The 18,092-nt window shown below is 38.5% G+C and carries 17 protein-coding genes and 2 riboswitches; of the genes, 10 read left to right on the plus strand and 7 right to left on the minus strand.

The window, feature by feature from the left end; genetic code table 11:
* The first annotated feature begins 242 nt into the window (after positions 1–242).
* From H0Z31_09380 to H0Z31_09400, 5 genes are all read left to right on the plus strand, one after another.
* The gene (locus H0Z31_09380) at positions 243–1,085 is read left to right on the plus strand and encodes a hypothetical protein (GenBank protein MBO8177647.1); all 843 of its coding nucleotides are present in this window, start codon (positions 243–245) and stop codon (positions 1,083–1,085) included.
* Positions 1,086–1,314: 229 nt separating this feature from the next.
* Positions 1,315–1,929, plus strand: coding sequence for a matrixin family metalloprotease (locus tag H0Z31_09385; GenBank protein ID MBO8177648.1), 615 nt, complete (start codon positions 1,315–1,317; stop codon positions 1,927–1,929).
* Between the two features lie 20 nt (positions 1,930–1,949).
* On the plus strand, positions 1,950–2,672 hold the full coding sequence (locus tag H0Z31_09390; GenBank protein MBO8177649.1) for a hypothetical protein: 723 nt from the start codon (positions 1,950–1,952) through the stop codon (positions 2,670–2,672).
* 410 nt (positions 2,673–3,082) lie between these two features.
* A riboswitch (SAM riboswitch) is annotated at positions 3,083–3,188 on the plus strand.
* A 115-nt stretch (positions 3,189–3,303) separates the two neighbouring features.
* Positions 3,304–4,626: a Na+/H+ antiporter NhaC family protein gene (locus tag H0Z31_09395; protein ID MBO8177650.1), complete on the plus strand. Its 1,323-nt coding sequence runs from the start codon at positions 3,304–3,306 to the stop codon at positions 4,624–4,626.
* Between the two features lie 155 nt (positions 4,627–4,781).
* The gene (locus H0Z31_09400; GenBank protein ID MBO8177651.1) at positions 4,782–5,270 is read left to right on the plus strand and encodes a GNAT family N-acetyltransferase; all 489 of its coding nucleotides are present in this window, start codon (positions 4,782–4,784) and stop codon (positions 5,268–5,270) included.
* 18 nt (positions 5,271–5,288) lie between these two features.
* Here H0Z31_09400 and H0Z31_09405 read toward each other — a convergent pair whose 3' ends face one another.
* The 6 genes from H0Z31_09405 to H0Z31_09430 all read right to left on the minus strand — a co-directional run bounded on the left by H0Z31_09405 (position 5,289) and on the right by H0Z31_09430 (position 11,454).
* Positions 5,289–5,948: an SIMPL domain-containing protein gene (locus H0Z31_09405; GenBank protein MBO8177652.1), complete on the minus strand. Its 660-nt coding sequence runs from the start codon at positions 5,946–5,948 to the stop codon at positions 5,289–5,291.
* A gap of 97 nt (positions 5,949–6,045) precedes the next feature.
* Positions 6,046–6,993, minus strand: coding sequence for an L-lactate dehydrogenase (locus tag H0Z31_09410; GenBank protein ID MBO8177653.1), 948 nt, complete (start codon positions 6,991–6,993; stop codon positions 6,046–6,048).
* Between the two features lie 164 nt (positions 6,994–7,157).
* On the minus strand, positions 7,158–8,549 hold the full coding sequence (locus tag H0Z31_09415; protein ID MBO8177654.1) for a peptide MFS transporter: 1,392 nt from the start codon (positions 8,547–8,549) through the stop codon (positions 7,158–7,160).
* Positions 8,550–8,905: 356 nt separating this feature from the next.
* A riboswitch (purine riboswitch) is annotated at positions 8,906–9,007 on the minus strand.
* Positions 9,008–9,180: 173 nt separating this feature from the next.
* The gene (locus H0Z31_09420) at positions 9,181–9,324 is read right to left on the minus strand and encodes a hypothetical protein (GenBank protein MBO8177655.1); all 144 of its coding nucleotides are present in this window, start codon (positions 9,322–9,324) and stop codon (positions 9,181–9,183) included.
* Positions 9,325–9,363: 39 nt separating this feature from the next.
* Complete coding sequence (locus tag H0Z31_09425; protein ID MBO8177656.1) at positions 9,364–10,665, minus strand: NCS2 family permease; 1,302 nt, start codon at positions 10,663–10,665, stop codon at positions 9,364–9,366.
* A gap of 177 nt (positions 10,666–10,842) precedes the next feature.
* Positions 10,843–11,454, minus strand: a complete 612-nt coding sequence (locus tag H0Z31_09430) for a nitroreductase family protein (GenBank protein MBO8177657.1) — start codon at positions 11,452–11,454, stop codon at positions 10,843–10,845.
* A 137-nt stretch (positions 11,455–11,591) separates the two neighbouring features.
* On the opposite strand from H0Z31_09430, the gene H0Z31_09435 reads away from it, so the two are divergent.
* Positions 11,592–11,915, plus strand: a complete 324-nt coding sequence (locus H0Z31_09435) for a helix-turn-helix transcriptional regulator (GenBank protein MBO8177658.1) — start codon at positions 11,592–11,594, stop codon at positions 11,913–11,915.
* 332 nt (positions 11,916–12,247) lie between these two features.
* Here H0Z31_09435 and H0Z31_09440 read toward each other — a convergent pair whose 3' ends face one another.
* Complete coding sequence (locus H0Z31_09440) at positions 12,248–12,778, minus strand: flavodoxin family protein (protein ID MBO8177659.1); 531 nt, start codon at positions 12,776–12,778, stop codon at positions 12,248–12,250.
* Positions 12,779–12,971: 193 nt separating this feature from the next.
* On the opposite strand from H0Z31_09440, the gene H0Z31_09445 reads away from it, so the two are divergent.
* The 4 genes from H0Z31_09445 to H0Z31_09460 all read left to right on the plus strand — a co-directional run bounded on the left by H0Z31_09445 (position 12,972) and on the right by H0Z31_09460 (position 18,034).
* Positions 12,972–15,230 carry an AAA family ATPase gene (locus tag H0Z31_09445; protein ID MBO8177660.1) on the plus strand — a complete coding sequence of 753 codons (2,259 nt, stop codon included), beginning with the start codon at positions 12,972–12,974 and terminating at the stop codon, positions 15,228–15,230.
* A 6-nt stretch (positions 15,231–15,236) separates the two neighbouring features.
* Positions 15,237–15,389 (plus strand): hypothetical protein, encoded by a 153-nt coding sequence (locus tag H0Z31_09450; protein MBO8177661.1) that lies wholly within the window; start codon positions 15,237–15,239, stop codon positions 15,387–15,389.
* 87 nt (positions 15,390–15,476) lie between these two features.
* Positions 15,477–16,472, plus strand: coding sequence for a LacI family DNA-binding transcriptional regulator (locus H0Z31_09455; GenBank protein ID MBO8177662.1), 996 nt, complete (start codon positions 15,477–15,479; stop codon positions 16,470–16,472).
* A 119-nt stretch (positions 16,473–16,591) separates the two neighbouring features.
* Positions 16,592–18,034 (plus strand): PTS sucrose transporter subunit IIBC, encoded by a 1,443-nt coding sequence (locus tag H0Z31_09460; GenBank protein ID MBO8177663.1) that lies wholly within the window; start codon positions 16,592–16,594, stop codon positions 18,032–18,034.
* The last annotated feature ends 58 nt before the right edge of the window (positions 18,035–18,092 follow it).

Below are 18,092 nucleotides of genomic sequence, written 5' to 3' on the forward strand. Positions count from 1 at the left end.
AATACCTTTCTTTTTTTTGGGCTATTTTTGTTTAATACGTTAATGTGTAATAGAAATGGGGTTTTTTGCACTAGGAATTTTGTCTTTGATTTTAGTAAATATTGCTTATAAATTACAGAACACTGTGAAATCTGGCTGTTTTTATTATTTTAGCATTGAAAAAAAGTATATGTTATAGAAAAATAGTTAAGATTATGCGTTTTCTAAAAAACGTGGAGAATAGGAAGTTAGGGGGAACCATATTGAAAAAACTACACGTATTATTGATGGCAAGCCTGTTCGCGATATTACTTGTGGCTTGCGGACAAGAAAAAGTAGCGAACAAAGAAGATGGAAGTACAGGGGGAAAACTGACAGCTGAAGACATACTAATGAAGTCAACAGAAGAGATGGCAGATGTAAAAAGTTATGCGATGAATATTGATGCGAATATTGACATGAATATAGATGGTGAACAAATGTCCATGCCGATGCAAATGGAAGGAAGATATACGGTCGATCCGTTCATGGGACATACGACAACAACAACTGCTTTGGAAGGAGAGGAATTTGCCGTCGATTCGTACTTTGATGGGGAAGCGGTCTACATGGATTTAGGAGGCATGTGGGCTAAAATGACGTTTGATACAGAAGAGCTTCCTGAAGATATAAAAGCACAACTTCAAGGATACGATCCATCTCAAGAAATTGAAGAATTAAAAGCAGTCTCTGATTATATTGATCTAAAAGAACAAGAAGGACAATATATCATCACGATTGATAGTTCCAATGATACGGTGAAAAAATTCATTCTAGAAAAAATGAATAGTTTAAACGGCGACATGATGATGACACACGATTCCGAACAAGCATTAGAAGCCATGAACATTCAAAGTTTATCTTATAAAGTGATGGTTGATAAAAATACATTTTTAGTTAGTCAATTAGAAATGTCGATGTCCTTAACGATCAATGATGGAGAGATGCCGGTCGATATGAAAATGGACATGACAACAAAATACAACCAATATAACGAAATTGAATCCATTGTTGTACCTCAAGAAGCCATTGAGCAAGCAATCGAGATGGACGGAAGTGCGATGTAACGATATAAAAGAGGTTGGCTACTGGCCGGCCTCTTTTTTGTACTTATTTAATGGGACTGAAGGGATGGATTAATTGGTAAAAAAATTTATTCAATGAATTGATCAAAGTCGCATAAAATATTTTAGAAAATTCTGTATTTATTATTGACTAAAATTTAATATATTATAAACTTAATTTATATTAAATATTTACTAATTTGAAAAAATATAGAAGGTGGGAGGCGATTTCATGCGGATGTTCCGTACATACGTAGGTAGAATGGTTGCATTCATTACACTACTAGGTACTTCATTTACCCTTTTCCTTCCAAGTAGTGCATCTGCTTACAATACTTTCAACGATCATGTTTTAAATGGAGGGGTAGGAAACTACGGTAACAATAAAAGATATTATTATATCACTTCATCGGCAAGTAGTTATGAAAGTTTAATTGACCAAGCGATGAATGAATGGATTTATACAACGGAACGTGTCGGAATTACCACCCCAATTTCATATCGTAAAACAACTACCATGTCTCAAAGTGTTATGGATATTTACGCAGGAAGTTATTACCCGAGTTATATGGGAGTGTTAGGAGAAACTGAATTTTGGAAATATGATACGAAGTTAGACCCTTATCAAGAAAATTGGGGCTGGAACAAAATTAAATTAAATAATCCTAACTTTAATAATCTAAATAGTACAGATAGGAAAGGGACTATTGCTCATGAAATGGGGCATGCTTTTGGATTAGCTCACAACAACTCAAATCCATATGCTATCATGTGTCAACTAGGATATGGTAGAAAAGTAAGCAATTCACAAGCTGATGATCTCCATGGCATTAATTATCTGTACTAATTTGGAAAGGGAGTGGAAATATGAAAAAAATGCTCTTCGGTGTGATTGCCTTTATCATTTTAGGAACAACTTTTTATATAAATGATAGTCATTTTAACATCCAAAATGAACCCCTAACCGTTTCTGCCAAATCGGTAGCGGTAGAGGAAAATAGATTAGAGGAAGTAACAAGAAATGAAAGTATCGAAGAAGTCGTGACAGAAGTGGATTTTGAGAAGATATATAACAATGTCGAGGAACTTATGGAAGATGCAACAGTCATTATTGAAGGAAAGGTTTTAGAAACAAGCTCTGTTCATCATGAAGTTGGGGAAGATCGTGTTGTATTTACGAAAGTAAACGTAAAAGTTTCAAAAGTATATACTGGAGATGTAAAAGCAGGGCAAGAGCTTACGTTTATTGAACCTGGTGGAATGATTACAAAAGAAGCAGCAGGTGTTGGGAAAAAATTTAAAGATTATCCAAAAGAAAAATTAAAAGAACAGGTGAAGGTTGTTTTTAATGGTGTACCCAATATGGAAAAAAATGATAAGGTGTTATTGTTTGGTGTGAAATCTGATTTTCCGTTATTGGAAGAAGAACATTATGGGATTTTAGGAGCTCATCAAGGAAAATTTAACATCAAAAACGGCAAGGCTGCTAGATATGTTCCTGACAGTATGGATAACTATTTATCGTTAGAGATGGATGAACTTGATGTGGATGAAAAAATAAAGAAATTATTGAAAGAAAAAGATAAGTAACACTTTAATGAGTAATAATTCCACCGTTATGAGGTGGATTTTTTTTGTTAGGCTCTATCCTAAAATAACTGTGGATAACTTTTGATGTTATTTTATTCATCGATGTGCCAATGGCAATTGACATGAATGTCTGTTAAACGATACTGTTGATATTTATACATTACGCTTGTGGCGGACGCTTTCCGCGGGGAAGCCGTAAGCCGCTTCCCTCGCTACGCTCAAGTAAGTGTCTTGCGGCTTCTTGTTCCCGCTGGAGTCGCCGCCTTTAAAAATAAAACAGCCTTTTGTTATATAAAGTACATTATTTGGACCGATTGAATTTTCTATGAAAACACGAAAAAAATATTTGACTTCTCTACTTAATCGTATTAAAGTAATAAAAGTGTAAGTTGAATAGTGGTAGTGAAGTCTTCTTATCAAGAGAGATGGAGGGACTGGCCCGAAGAAGTCTCGGCAGCGGACTCATTTATTGAGTGCTGTGCCAAATCCAGCAAGCGGATGCTTGAAAGATAAGAAGAGTGTTACTTATGTATAAACATAAGGCCTCTTCTTATTAAAAAGAAGGGGCTTTTTTCATACCTATATTGGCCGAACACTTACATTTGAGACATACAAGATAGGAGTGAACAAGTTGGAAAAGAAGCAAGGAAGTGTGTTGGCGTTATTCCCGTTAGTGGTGTTTTTATCATTGTTCATTGGTTCAGGAGTAATGACTGGAGATTTTTATCAATTGCCGGTGTTAGTAGCGGCTTTACTTGCTAGTGCTGTGGCGTTAGTGATGAACCGAAAAGAATCGTTTGGTGTCAAAGTTGAGCGTTTTGCCAAGGGAGCTGGACACCCGGATATTATGATTATGGTGTTGATTTTCTTATTAGCCGGGGCTTTTTCTGCGACGGCTAAAGGAATGGGGGCTGTGGAATCAACGGTTAATTTAGCATTATCAGTATTGCCTCAAAATATTATGATCGCTGGATTGTTTGTAATAGCGGCCTTTATTTCGTTATCGATGGGGACATCGATGGGAACGATTGCTGCCCTTGCACCGATTGGCGTCGGTATAGGGGAGCAAACCGGGATTTCGTTATCCGTTGCGATGGCAGCGGTTGTAGGTGGTGCCATGTTTGGTGATAACTTGTCCATTATTTCCGATACAACAATTGCTGCCGTTCGTTCGCAACAAACGAAAATGAAAGACAAGTTTAAAACAAACTTTTTTATTGTGTTACCAGCAGCTATTGTGACGATTTTACTTTTCATTTTTGTCACAAGCAGTCAAGAAGTACAAGTGACCATCGGTGAATTCCAATGGGTTAAAGTGTTACCATATGTAGGTGTGCTGATTGCTGCGATTGCAGGTGTGAACGTCATCGCGGTGTTAGCCGGTGGGATCGTTCTTGCTGGAGCAATTGGCTTGGTCGATGGTAGTTATACATTGTCAACTTTTGTAGGCAAAGTGGCTGAAGGATTAAACGGCATGGCGGAAATCGTTATTTTAACGATGTTGATTGGTGGTATCGTAGAAATCATTAAACATAACGGTGGCATTCAATTTTTACTCAACCTGGTGTCTAAAAATGTCCGTTCGCCAAAAGGAGCTCAATTTAGTATCGCTGGTTTGGTGAGTGCGACCAATTTCGCGACAGCCAACAACACGATTTCTATCATTGTAGCGGGTCCGCTAGCAAAACAAATTGCAGATCAATACGACATTGATGCCCGAAAATCGGCAAGTATTTTAGACATTTTTTCTTGTGCCATTCAAGGAATCATTCCATACGGCGCACAGTTGTTAGTTGCTGCGCAAATGGCGTCGTTATCACCGCTTGAAATTATTCCGTTTTCGTTCTATCCGATGTTAATCGCTCTTTGCGGTGCTTTAGCGATTGTATTTAATTTTCCTTCTGTAAAGGCGAAACCCGTACAATCCACGAAAGAGGTATATTTAAATAACTAATGTGTAGCAAGACTAATCTTCCTTTAAGTAGGGAGGTTAGTCTTTTTTTAACCTGTCTGAATGGGGAACGAACGTACTTCTAAACAAATCAATTGTCTACTAAACAGGAATTTTATATATTCTTATTAAACTACCAAAAGTTAGGAGGTTAATAAATGATTCGCCGTATGACACAAAGAGATATCCCGGCTGTACAGCATGTAGCTAGAGAAAGTTGGCATGCTACTTATGCAGGGATCATTCCAAAACACGTGCAGGATGATTTTTTACATAACGCGTATTCTGATGAGCAAATGGTGCGGAGATTACAACATTCCCATCTTTGGGTGGCGGAAAAAGATGGGGAGGTTGTCGGTTATGCGAACTTTTCTCCTGTCACCGATGGAAAAGTCGAGCTCGGAGCGATTTATTTGTTACCAGCATACCAAGGACAAGGAATCGGAACGGCTTTATTAAATCGAGGATTACAAGAACTACTTGATGTAAAAGAGGTATGGGTGAACGTTGAAAAGCAAAATCGAATTGGCCGAACATTTTATGAAGCAAAAGGATTTCAATTGGTCAAAGAATTTACCGAAGATTTTGCCGGGCATCAATTGCAAACGGTTCGAATGGTGCTTAAGGTAAATGGAAAAAAGAGCTGACCAATACAGCAGCTCTTTTTAATAATACTTAAATTCACTTTTTACTTTTGCCGTAATGTCGAGCGTGCCTGGTGAAATGGGCGTGATTTCTTCATAGGTATCGTAAGTGGCTGCTTTGACGAGTGTTAGGGGACGATCTTCTGTCAGCTCAGTGATGGAAATAGGTGTCTCATCTAACGTGACTCGAATGGCGGAAACAATCGCTCGAGCTTTTTTGAATGACTGATGAACTGCTTGTATGAGCGCTTGTTGATAGTACTGTTCCGGTTGTGAGACGAGAAATTGAATGTTGCCGATTTGATTCGCACCTTGCTGGACGGCTGTATCAAGGATCGTCCCTACCATCGTTAAATCGTTGATGGTTACTTCAACGAGGTTGACGACTTCATATCCGCGGAAAATCCGTTTCCCATCCACATAATCGTATTGTGGAGTGATACGGTACTGAGACGTTTGGATGTCGTCACGAGGGACTCCAAGATTGACGATTGATGTGATGACTTGATTCATACGGACGGCATTTTCCTGTTGGGCGGATTGAACATTTTCGTTGGTTGTACTTACACCTAAAGTGAGTTTCGCTTGATCAGGTTGAGCGGTCACTGTTCCTTCGCCATAAACAAGGAGCGTTCGTTTTTTTCGTCCATCCTCTTTTTTTACAGTAGGTGGATAATACATTGGCGTCCTCCTTTCATGAAATATGCTATTAAATCATTATATGTGCCAATGCCTCTGTATTTTCGAAAAGAAAAAAAGAAGAGGAATACCTCCTCTTCTAGCGAATGTTGACGGATTGGATCGTTTGGCGTAACGTGTTTGCGGAATGATGAAGCTGTTTCTGTTCCTCTGGATTAAGCGGTAATTCAATAATTTGTCGAATTCCTTGGCGGTTAATGATAGCTGGAACACCTAGATAAACATCTTCTTCTCCATAGGAACCATCAAGTAAGGCAGAAACAGTTAAAATGCTATTTTCATTTTGGAAAATCGCTTTTGTAATCCGGACAAGTCCCATTGCAATCCCGTAATAGGTAGCCCCTTTTAAATGAATAATGTCATACGCCGCATTGCGAACATTGAAAAAGATTTGTTGTAAATCCTTCATTTTCGAGTTGTCATTCATGTACTCTTTTAATGTTTGGCCACCAATCGTTGCATGGCTCCAAACTGGAAACTCTGTATCACCGTGTTCACCCATAATATAGGCATGCACGTTCCGAGGGTCCACTTGAAAGTATGAACCAAGCAAGTAACGGAAGCGAGCAGTATCTAAAATCGTTCCGGAACCAATTACTTTTTCTTTCGGTAAGCCTGAGAATTTCCAAGAAGCATAGGACAACACGTCAACCGGATTGGTGGCAATGAGTAAAATCCCATTAAATCCACTGGCCATCACTTGCTCAATAATCGTTTGGAAAATCGCTACGTTTTTTTCGACTAAATCAAGCCGTGTCTCACCAGGTTTTTGGTTCGCTCCTGCCGTAATGACGACTAAATCCGCATCCCGGCACTCATCATATGAACCTGAGCGAATCAGCATAGGCGAAGGAGCAAACGGCATCCCATGATTTAAGTCGCGTGCATCTCCTTCGGCTTTTTTCTCGTTGACATCAATTAACACTAATTCGTGAGCAATTCCTTCATTTAACAAGGCAAAGGCGTAGCTGGAACCAACAAAACCTGTTCCAATAACGACTACTTTATTGGTAAAATTGTGAACCATCCCGATCACCTACACAAATTTATTTGTGAAATATTTCACAATGTTATTTTACCACAAGTTAGCAACGATAGTGTGACGATTTTGTGAAGACTTACTCATAAGTATTCCATCTGAATTCCATAAAAAAACTACCTTGGACAAACATCCAAGGTAGTTTTTTACGATTAATCCATCATTTGAACAAGTTTTTTCGAAATGAATAGTAAAATTAATCCAAGACCAATCGTTACAAAACCGATTAAGCTGAACACTTCTAAATAACCTAAAGAAGAAGTATAGGCAGCGAGACGGCCAGCAACAATATTCGCCACACCAGAGCTTGCAAGCCATACGCCCATTAGTAAAGAAGCGAGCTTCACTGGAGCGATTCGGCTGACTAGCGACAAGCCAACAGGTGAAAGCAGTAATTCACCGAGAGTGTGTAAGAAGTAAGTGGCGATAATAAACAGGACGTTTGCTTTAACGACGATATTTGCTTCATCGCTACCTGTTTGTAACACGGCTAAGGTTACAACTAAAAATCCAAGACCAAGTAGAATCATTCCTAATCCCATTTTCGTTGGGATACTTAAATCACCGCGTTTAGAATAGGACAGTTTTAACCAAAGAGCCGATAATATTGGAGCTAAAATAACAATAAATAACGGGTTCAATGATTGGAACCAAGAAATAGGAATTTCGTACCCGAATAAATCGCGGTCCACAAATTTCGCTGTATATAAGGTTAAAGAGCTTCCTGCTTGTTCAAAGCCTGCCCAGAAGGCAACAACGAATACGGCTAAAATGAAAATAACGGCAGTCCGTTGTTTTTCCTTTTTCGTTAATGGTTTATTTTCAACGACACCTTGATCGTTGACTTGCGGTTTACCTGTTGGTTTTTTTCCGATATCGCCAAGGTAACGGTTACCGAAAATATTGAAAATTAATTGTCCAATAATCATTCCGATAGAAGCTGCTAAGAAACCGTATTTAAAACCGTAATGTACAAATCCATCGACTGTTGTTTTAAAGAAATCTTCTGCTAAAAATCCGATGACAAGTGGAGCAAAAAACGCACCAATGTTAATTCCCATATAGAAAATCGTGAATGCCCCATCTCGACGGCGGTCATTTTCTTCGTATAATTCTCCTACTAATGTAGAGATATTTGGTTTAAAGAAACCATTACCAATAATAAGTAAGGCTAATCCAATATAAAGAGCGGTATATGTTTGGCTTGAGAACAGGGCGAAGTTACCTAATGCCATTAATATACCACCGATCGTAATGGCTAGACGTCTGCCTAAAAAGCGGTCGGATAAATAGCCCCCAACTAATGGTGTTAAATAAACGGCTCCTGTAAAGAAACCATATAACATTAACGCGGCTTCCTCTTTCATCCCTAATCCACCGCTTATAACAGCAGTTGTTAAGTAGAGAACAAGGATAGCACGCATACCATAGTAGCTAAAACGTTCCCACATTTCAGTAAAAAATAGTAGATACAATCCCGGAGGATGTTTCTTGGAGGAACGTTCTTCAGTCTGCTCATGTTGAATTTCTGCTGATGCTTGCATAATGAACCCCCAAATCAATTATTTTTTTAAAAACATGTTATTATATTAATTTACAAACAATTTAGATGTCAATAAATTAAGATAAATTGCTATTTTTTCGAAGTGTACCAAGAGTACAAAAAGACTGAATATTATCATCTGATTTCGTTTATTTATTATTTTAAAATAATTAAATCGGTAAATCGATTGTTTTTTCAGAAAAATAATACATACATAAAAAAGAACGACCTATAATGAGTCGTTCTTTTTATTAAGGAAGGAGACTTCTCCTAGCGTTATTAGATACATTTGCTGAAGGAACTGTCGGGAGAGACAGTTCCTTGACTGGAGGATAAGGAGAACGAAAAAGGAAACATTTTTTCATTCTACTCCCTCGTAGTCAAACTATTTACGGTAGTTTGGTAGAAACTTCTGGACCGTATCTCCAAAATTATACGAGTATGAGTGCCCTTATTATAAAGAAAATTCTTTTTTCTTGTCAATAGAAGTTTATTCCGCTCTAACTTACGCTAAGACTTCCGCTTCAAAATCAAAGAAGTTTAGTAGGAATTATGCGCCAGTAAGAACCTAATTATTACCCACAATGAAAGCTTTCTTTTATATAGGCTCTGTTAAACGATACTGTTGATATTTATACATTACGCTTGTGGCGGACGCTTTCCGCGGGCAAGTCGCTTCCCTCGCTACGCTCAAGTATGGGTCTTGCGGCTTCTTGTTCCCGCGGGAGTTGCCGCCGTGTGAATAACTTGCTAAAAATCAACAATGACTTAAACAATAGCCTTTATAAAAAAAACACCGGGAGAAGTTCCCGGTGTTAGTGAGGTAAATATGCTAATTGATAGAAGAAGAGAATTGCAAATAAGTATACAAGCGGATGAACCGTTTTCCATTGTCCTTTGAAGATTTTCATAATCGGATATGAAATAAATCCTAACGCAATACCTGTCGCAATGCTCGATGTAAGTGGCATGCTTAAAATAATGAGGAAAGCAGGAAACGCTTCATCTAATTCATTCCACTTAATATGTGTGATGGCACTCATCATTAAGCTACCAACAATAATTAACGCTGGTGCGGTAATCGCGCTAATTCCTGAAATCGCACTGACTAAAGGTCCGAAAAAGGCGGATAGGATGAAAAGTACAGCAACGGTTAACGTCGTTAAGCCTGTACGTCCGCCAGCCGCTACCCCAGCAGAAGATTCAATGTATGCACTTGTTGGGCTTGTACCGAACATAGCTCCAAAAGTAGTGGCAACCGAATCTGCTAATAATGCTTCTCGGGCACGTGGCATTGTTTTTCCTTTCATTAATCCCGCTTGTTGAGCCACTCCAATCATTGTTCCTGTTGTATCAAAAATCGTAACTAGTAAGAAGGAGAAAACAACGGCGTATAATCCATGTTGAATGACATCTGTAAAAGCTGTGATTGGGTTTAACACAATAAGTCCTTCTGGAAGTTTTGGCATGGACACAAACCCTTGGTCAAAAGAAAGTTGACCTGTAAAGTAAGCGATAATGGCCGTGATAATCATTCCGAGAAATAATGCACCATGGACATTTAACACCATCAATATTAGCGTCACCGCTAAACCAACAAGTGCCAACAAGGCCGATGGGGAATGAAGATCGCCTAACGCGACTAAATTCGTTGGATGGTCGGTAATAATACCGGTTAAGCGTAAACCGATAAAGGCAATAAACAAACCAATTCCAGCCGTAATTCCATGTTTTAAGTTTTCTGGAATGGCTTCAATTAATTTTTTACGGAAAGGAGATAATGATAAAATGACGAAAATAATACCAGCGACAAACACCGCAGAAAAGGCAGTGGCATAAGACACATGTTCATTTGAACCTACGACAGAATACGCAAAATATGCATTTAAACCCATACCAGGTGCGATTGCTATTGGATAGTTGGCAAAAAGGGCCATCCATAACGTTCCGATCACTGTGGCAATGATCGTCGCAGTGAATACTTGATCAAATGGAACACCCGCGTCTTTTAAAATAATCGGGTTTACGATGACGATATAAACCATCGTTAAAAAGGTCGTTAAACCAGCAATTAACTCAGTTTTTACCGTCGTGTTATGTTCTTGCAATTTAAACATGATTAACTCCTCCAAAACACGAACAATTTTTAACACGATTATTATAATATTCGTTTTTTCGAAGATACGCAACCTTTTTTTAAGAAATGTTCCCATTTTTTTATAAAACCATTAAAATAGGTAGGAGTATAAACGAACAAAAAAACAGGAACCGTTGTTGGTCCCTGTTTAGGAAAATTATTTTGCTTCCGTAATTAATTGATGAATGTCGAGACGATTGGATTTACGTGGTTCTTTGATCGCTTTTCCAATGGTAATAAGCATCACTGGTACATAGCGATCAGATACGTTAAATTCTTTCATAAACTGGACTGGATTAAAACCACCAATTGGACATGTGTCCCAGCCTTTCGCTTTCGCGGCTAACATGAATTGCATCGCCGCTAATGACGCGTTACTGAACGCAGCGTCGCGTGCATATTGTTTATTTTGATAAGCTCCTTCAATTTGTTGAATGAGCGCACTTTTAATTTCAGGGGTCATCATACCAGCTTCTACATCTGGGGTAAATACCAGCTCAGCATTTTTGTTTGCCTCAAGGTCCCCTAATACCGCGATAACAGCGGATGCATCAACAATTTGTTGTTGGTTATAAGCAATTGGGAGTAACCGTTGTTGAATTTCTTTATTATCAAAAATCATAAAATGCCAATGTTGTAAGTTCCAAGCAGAAGGCGCTTTACCAGCAATTTCTAATAACTCAACAAGCTCTTCACGCGAAATTGGAAGATTTGGGTCGTACACTTTTGCTGAACGACGTGATTCAATAACACCAAAAATATCTGCCATGATGTTCCTCCTTATGATGATGTATTGTCATGAATTACAAAATAATAGTTACTTACTTTTGGTAAGTAAGGTACTTTGTTAGCATAAAATAAGGTGAACTTATCGTCAAGAAAAAGCGTTCGAACGGGGGGATGACCATGTCGAATTTGTGCCCGAAATATGAAGCTGCCTTTCAATTGTTAGGGAGGCGTTGGATCGGACTGATTATAAAAGTATTATTTGATGGACCGATGCGTTTTAAAATGATTTCCGAACAAATTCCGATGATCAGTGAAAAAGTGTTAGTGGATCGGTTGAAATTATTAGAAAAACATGGAATTATTCGGCGCAATGTCTATGCCGAAACACCTGTCCGGATTGAGTACGAGTTGACAGAGAAAGGGATGGCGTTAAAATCTGTTATGGCTGAAGTACAATCATGGGCAAATCAGTGGATGGATTGTCCGGTAGACGAACAATAAAAGTATTCATTTTTGTTATTTTCCCTTATAGGCCGTAAAATATAAGTAAACCTTTAGGGAAAGGAAGAGACCACATGCTTGGAGATAAACAAGAAAAAGTACTTGTGATTACGATGTTTGTAGTCGCTGTTTTTTTATTGTTTTCGATTGTACGGAAATTTTTCTTTTAAGGGCCTATGGTCTTATACAAATGGGGTGTATTCTTATGTGGAAAGGGTATGGACGTGGCAATTGCCGTAACATATAAGGGCTGTCGATTCGTTGGTGAGGGACATCGGCGAAAGACGAGAAGAGAAAAGCTTTCTCATCTGAAGAGACGAGAAAGCTTTTTATTACGCGCGAATAAGTCCTTTGGCTGCTTCAACCGCTTGCGTATCTTTTTGTACTTCCTGAGGGGCGTTTCCTTGGCCAATCACATAACCAGCAAATTCCATACCAATAAATTGACAAATGTATTGGAATTGTTGAACGAGCGGAAGACCTTTTATTTTCGGTTGATCTCCTCCACAAGTGATTAAGTATGCTTTTTTCGTTGCTAATCGCTCTTTAAATTGTAATTCACAGTCACGTAAGCTTTGAGACCAGCGATCGATAAAGTTTTTCATATATCCTGATAGTCCATACCAATAAATCGGTGTCGCAAATACAAGAATATCATACTCTAAGATTTCTTTAATCAGTTCATCATAGTCATCATCAACTGGTTGAAACCCGTTTGGATCATGACGTAAATCATGAATAGGCTGAATTTGCTTTTCACGAAGTTTAAACAATTTGTAGTCATATCCTTGAACGGCTTGTTCAGCTAACCATTCGGTATTACCGTTGTCTCGGGAGCTTCCGCTTATGACAGCGATTTTCATCCAAAATCCTTCCTTTCTCCATTTAATGTATGGGCTTATTGTAACGGATTTTGACTATTTCTTCACATCATATGAAAACTATTGTATTTTTGGGATAATTCTGATAATATTGATACTTGCCCTCTGCTGTAATTTTTACTCACCTCGTTTACTCCATCAGACACCCACAATTATCTATGAAAGGAGCAAACGTATGACCACAGCACCGGAACATCACCCGGATTATCACGAGGAAAAGAAACGGCTAGAATTTACCAAAACGTATATGGATGTCGTCATTAAAACAGCTGAAACGAACAAAGAACAATTTCGTCAAAACATGCAAGAAGCGTTTGCTGATGTGGATTGGTTAGAATCGAGTGGTGCGTACATCGAAATTTTAACGAATGCCAGCTTTTTTGATATGTCGAAGGAAGAGCTAGCGCATTTAAAAAATGCGCGAAAAAAACCGTACTTTGCTCGCATTGATTTTAAACGGAATAATGAAAAAACTGAAGTCCATTACATCGGAAAGACGTCCCTCTACCAAAGGGAAAATCAAGAGCAGCTCATTGTGGACTGGCGGTCACCGATTGCCAATTTGTATTATGAAGGTCGTTTAGGGCACGTGACGTATGAAACGGAAGATGAAACGTTCGAAGGGGAATTAACGTTAAAACGCCAAATTATGATTGAAGACGGGGAAATTGTTGAATTACGAGATATTGATTTAACAACAAACGACGAACTGTTACAAGAGTCGCTAGCGAAAAGCTCTTCCAATCGTCTAACAGAAATTATTACGACGATTCAAGAAGAACAAAACCGAATCATCCGTGCCGATTTAAATAAGCCCATCATTGTCCAAGGAGCGGCGGGAAGTGGGAAAACGACGATTGCTTTACACCGCATTTCCTATTTTATTTACCGTTATAAAAACTATTTTGATCCTAAACAACTGATGATTTTGGCACCAAGCCGACTGTTTATCGATTACATTTCCGAAGCCCTACCGGAATTAGGAGTTGAAAAAGTCCGCCAAACGACGTATCAAGACTATGTGGTCGCTTGTTTAGACGAAAAACTTCGCCTTCGTCCTGATGATAAGCTTGTTCGACTCATTGAACAAGGGGGCAAAGAAGCACAAATCGCTGCAGAAGTCGCCCAATTTAAAGGGTCACGCCTCTTCTTTCAAATTTTACAAGCATATGTTCACGATATTGCCCAGCGTTTTACGACGAAAGAAGATTTTTATGTGGACAAATATCGGTTATTTTCGGCGAAAAAATATAATCATTTGTTATTAGTCGAGTATCAATACTTACCATTATATCGCCGAAAAGAAAAGTTAAAGCATGTGCTACAAAATTACGTTCGTTCCAACAAGAAAAAGATGCTCGAAAAAGTAGAGGCTTTTTATGATGAAAAAATTGAGTATGCTCTTTTTCATGTGAAACAGTCTCCTAAACGAAAAGCGTATGTCACCCAAGCGCTCGATAAAAAAGCGAAACGTTTAGCGGAAGTACAACAAGCCATTCGCCATGCGGTTCCTTCGTTTATGCGCCAATTTGAGAACAAAAAGCTGGGGCAATATTATAAAGAGTTATTCCAAGAAGACAAGCTTGTAGAATATAGTCAAGGCTGTTTATCACGACAGGAAGCGTCTAAAATCTGTCATTACGTTCAGAAACATTTACGAAAAGGGGAGTATGAATATGAAGATTTAGGTGCTCTTTTATTTTTACAAAAGCAGTTGTATGGCATTGATAAAGAGTTGATGGCAAAAAACGTGGTGATTGATGAAGGACAAGACTATAGTTATGTGCAACTAATGGCGTTAAAAGTAGCTTTAGAAACGGATATGTTTACAATCGTCGGGGATTTAGCTCAAGGCATCCATTCGTATCGAGGATTGCAGTCGTGGGAAGAAGTGTATCAAGAAATTTTCCCACGAGCAACGTATACGGAGCTGCAAAAAAGTTATCGAACAACGGTAGAGATCATGGAAGAAGCCAATCAATTGCTTCAGAAATTACCGTACACATTTCCTAAAGTTACTCCCGTTGTTCGACATGGGGAGCCACCGAAGTTTTTGCATTATAATGATGTAGAAGAGATCAGTCATTTGATCCATCACCATGTTCATCAATTAAAAAAAGAAGGATATCAAACGTTTGCAATCATCGGAAAAACAAGAACGGATTGTGAACAATTGTATGGACTTCTTTCCAACACTTTTTCAGATAACGTAACGTTGTTACAAGAGAAAGCTTCTATTCCGAAAGACCAGCTCGTCATTGTACCCTCCTATGTTTCGAAAGGATTAGAGTTCGATGTGGTGTTCATTTGCTCATTAAATGAAATATTTGATGAAACGAACGAATTAGACGTGAAATTACTTTATGTGGCGATGACCCGACCGCTACATCGGTTGTTTTTTATAGGAAAACATCCTAGCGATTTTATTAGATAATTTTTTTTGGCTATGTTATATGTCATTGTTGATTTTAGCAAGTTATTTACACGGCGGCGACTTTTAGCGGGGACAAGAAGCCAGGCAAGACCCATACCTGAGCGTAGCGAGGGAAGCGGCTTGCGGATTGCCCGTGGAAAGCGTCCGCCACAAGCGTAATGTATAAATATCAACAGTATGATTGCTTCGATTTAAAGCGTTTTCGTATAATTAAAGGATGAAAAGGTATTTTGAGGTGGACCAATCATGAAAACAATTGCTGATATCGCCAAAATTGCTGGGGTTGGGAAAAGTACGGTTTCTCGTTATTTAAATGGTGGTTCGGTTAGTGAAGCAACGAAACGAAAAATAGAGCAGGCGATAAATGAAACTGGATATACCCCCAATCCTTTTGCTCAAAGCTTGAAGGCGAAAAAAACCAATTTTATCGGAACGATTGTTCCACGTTTAGATTCTTATGCGACATCTCGTACGTTAATTGGTATTGATGAACAGTTAAAACAATTAAATTATCAATTATTAATTTCGAATACAAGCCAACATATTGAACGAGAAATCGAAACGATTTATAACTTAGCAAGCCAAAAAGTAGCAGGAATTATTTTACTTGCCACCCAAATTACAAAAGCTCATCTAGAAGCTTTTGAAAAAGTAAAGATTCCGATTCTTCTTGTTGGACAAGAACACCCGAGCGTGCATAGTCTTATTCATAATGACTATGAGGCAGCCTATGAAATTGGGAAATACATCTTACAAAAAGGTCATCGAAAAATTGCTTATTTAGGTGTGACGGAAAAAGACGTGGCTGTTGGCGTAAAAAGAAAAGAAGGCTTTAAGCGGGCAATAGAAGAAGTTGAATCGTGTGAAGTTCGTTATTTTGAAACTGATTTTAATATGTTTATCGCACAAGAAAAAGCGTCAAAAATGTTAGAAGAATATCAGCCAACCGTTATTGTATGCGCAACAGATAATATCGCTCTTGGGGCATTAAGGGCAGCTCAGTTAAAAGGATTAAGCATTCCAACAGATATTTCGATTACAGGCTTTGGAGGATATGATGTAACTGAAATTATTCATCCTGGATTGACGACCGTGAAATTTTTCTTTAAGGAAGCTGGAAAAATGGCGGCACAAAACATCGTGAAGCTTGTGAATGAAGAGGCGATTGCGAAACGAACTTTATCAAATTTTCAAATAATTGAACGTGAAAGCGTTGACAATTTAAATCGTTGTTCATTATAATGTAACTGAAACCGGTTCCAGTTCCAAAAAAAGCACTTGAAACCGGTTCCTATTTTTTATACGTTGTTGGAACCGGTTCCATTATCAGATATTCCAATATACAATTTAGGGAGGAAGCCATGAAACACGATCAAATTGCCAAAGGAATTTTAGAGGCTATTGGCGGAAAAGAAAATATTTCGGCTGCTGCTCACTGTGCGACACGCTTACGTTTGGTTTTAAATGACGAAAGTAAAGTGAATCAAGAAGCGCTTGACCAAATGGATGCCGTGAAAGGTACATTTTCAACGGGTGGTCAGTTTCAAATCATCTTAGGTTCAGGGACTGTTCAAAAAGTATATCAAGAATTGAAAAAGTTAACCGGACTACAAGAAATGTCCACAAAAGATGTAAAAGATGCCGGAGCGAAAAATCTCAATCCGTTGCAGCGTTTAGTGAAACTGCTATCTGATATTTTCGTTCCAATTATTCCTGCCATTGTTGCTGGCGGTCTGTTAATGGGGATTAATAATGTGTTAACGGCACAAGACTTATTTATTGAAGGCAAGTCCCTCATTGAAGCGAATCCAGAATTGGCAGACTTAGCAGCTCTTATAAATACGTTTGCTAACGCAGCATTCGTGTTTTTACCTGTATTAATTGGTTTTTCAGCCGTCCAGCGCTTCGGTGGTAATCCATACTTAGGTGCAACTTTAGGGATGTTAATGGTTCACCCTGATTTATTAAACGGCTGGGGGTACGGTGGTGCCTTAGCAAATGGTGAAATTCCTGTTTGGAGTATATTCGGATTTGAAATTGAAAAAGTCGGTTATCAAGGTACCGTATTACCAGTTTTAGTTGCATCCTATATCTTAGCAAAAACAGAACAATTTTTGCGTAAATATATACCATCGGCACTTGATAACTTGTTAACTCCATTATTAACGATTTTTATTACTGGTATGTTAACTTTTACAGCCGTAGGACCGATTACGCGTTCAGCAGGGAACCTATTAACGGACGGACTTGTTTGGTTATATGATACAACAGGCTTGATCGGTGGTGCTTTATTTGGTTTCGTTTATGCACCGATCGTTATTACGGGTATGCACCATAGTTTTATTGCCGTTGAAACCCAATTATTAGCCGATTTCGTGAAAACAGGTGGTTCATTTATTTTCCCAGTTGCGGCCATGTCTAACGTTGCCCAAGGTGCTGCTACATTAGCCGTGCTAATGATGGTAAAAGATAAGAAAATCAAAAGTATTGCGTCTGCAGCGGGAATTTCAGCACTTTTAGGTATTACAGAGCCAGCCATGTTTGGTGTAAACTTAAAGCTTCGTTATCCATTTATTGGCGCAATTACCGGTGCAGCCGTTTCATCGGCATTTATTACAATCTTTAAAGTCAAAGCAGTTGCCCTTGGTGCTGCTGGTTTACCAGGTATCATTTCGATTCGACCTGATTCCATTGTTCCATATGTCATTGGAATGGTGATTTCCTTCGCTGTAGCATTCGTTACAACCATCCTTTTAGCGAAGCGTGCAGAAATAAAAGAACAAACTCAGAAAAAAGTAGCTTAATAGAATGTGAGAAGGGAGAATCACATAGATTCTCCCATCATGTTTAAGGGGAGTTTGA

Origin of the sequence: Bacillus sp. (in: firmicutes) (assembly GCA_017656295.1) — a bacterium.
In the GTDB taxonomy this organism is placed as follows: Bacteria; Bacillota; Bacilli; order Bacillales; family JACDOC01; genus JACDOC01.

What these genes read in the sequence shown, in the direction of transcription:
- H0Z31_09460 (MBO8177663.1), top strand. Translation starts at nt 16,592, where the DNA reads ATGAAACACGATCAAATTGCCAAAGGAATTTTAGAGGCTATTGGCGGA.
- H0Z31_09455 (MBO8177662.1), top strand. Translation starts at nt 15,477, where the DNA reads ATGAAAACAATTGCTGATATCGCCAAAATTGCTGGGGTTGGGAAAAGT.
- H0Z31_09415 (MBO8177654.1), bottom strand. Translation starts at nt 8,549, where the DNA reads ATGCAAGCATCAGCAGAAATTCAACATGAGCAGACTGAAGAACGTTCC.
- H0Z31_09400 (MBO8177651.1), top strand. Translation starts at nt 4,782, where the DNA reads ATGATTCGCCGTATGACACAAAGAGATATCCCGGCTGTACAGCATGTA.
- H0Z31_09390 (MBO8177649.1), top strand. Translation starts at nt 1,950, where the DNA reads ATGAAAAAAATGCTCTTCGGTGTGATTGCCTTTATCATTTTAGGAACA.
- H0Z31_09385 (MBO8177648.1), top strand. Translation starts at nt 1,315, where the DNA reads ATGCGGATGTTCCGTACATACGTAGGTAGAATGGTTGCATTCATTACA.
- H0Z31_09430 (MBO8177657.1), bottom strand. Translation starts at nt 11,454, where the DNA reads ATGGCAGATATTTTTGGTGTTATTGAATCACGTCGTTCAGCAAAAGTG.
- H0Z31_09405 (MBO8177652.1), bottom strand. Translation starts at nt 5,948, where the DNA reads ATGTATTATCCACCTACTGTAAAAAAAGAGGATGGACGAAAAAAACGA.
- H0Z31_09425 (MBO8177656.1), bottom strand. Translation starts at nt 10,665, where the DNA reads ATGTTTAAATTGCAAGAACATAACACGACGGTAAAAACTGAGTTAATT.
- H0Z31_09440 (MBO8177659.1), bottom strand. Translation starts at nt 12,778, where the DNA reads ATGAAAATCGCTGTCATAAGCGGAAGCTCCCGAGACAACGGTAATACC.
- H0Z31_09435 (MBO8177658.1), top strand. Translation starts at nt 11,592, where the DNA reads ATGTCGAATTTGTGCCCGAAATATGAAGCTGCCTTTCAATTGTTAGGG.
- H0Z31_09410 (MBO8177653.1), bottom strand. Translation starts at nt 6,993, where the DNA reads ATGGTTCACAATTTTACCAATAAAGTAGTCGTTATTGGAACAGGTTTT.
- H0Z31_09445 (MBO8177660.1), top strand. Translation starts at nt 12,972, where the DNA reads ATGACCACAGCACCGGAACATCACCCGGATTATCACGAGGAAAAGAAA.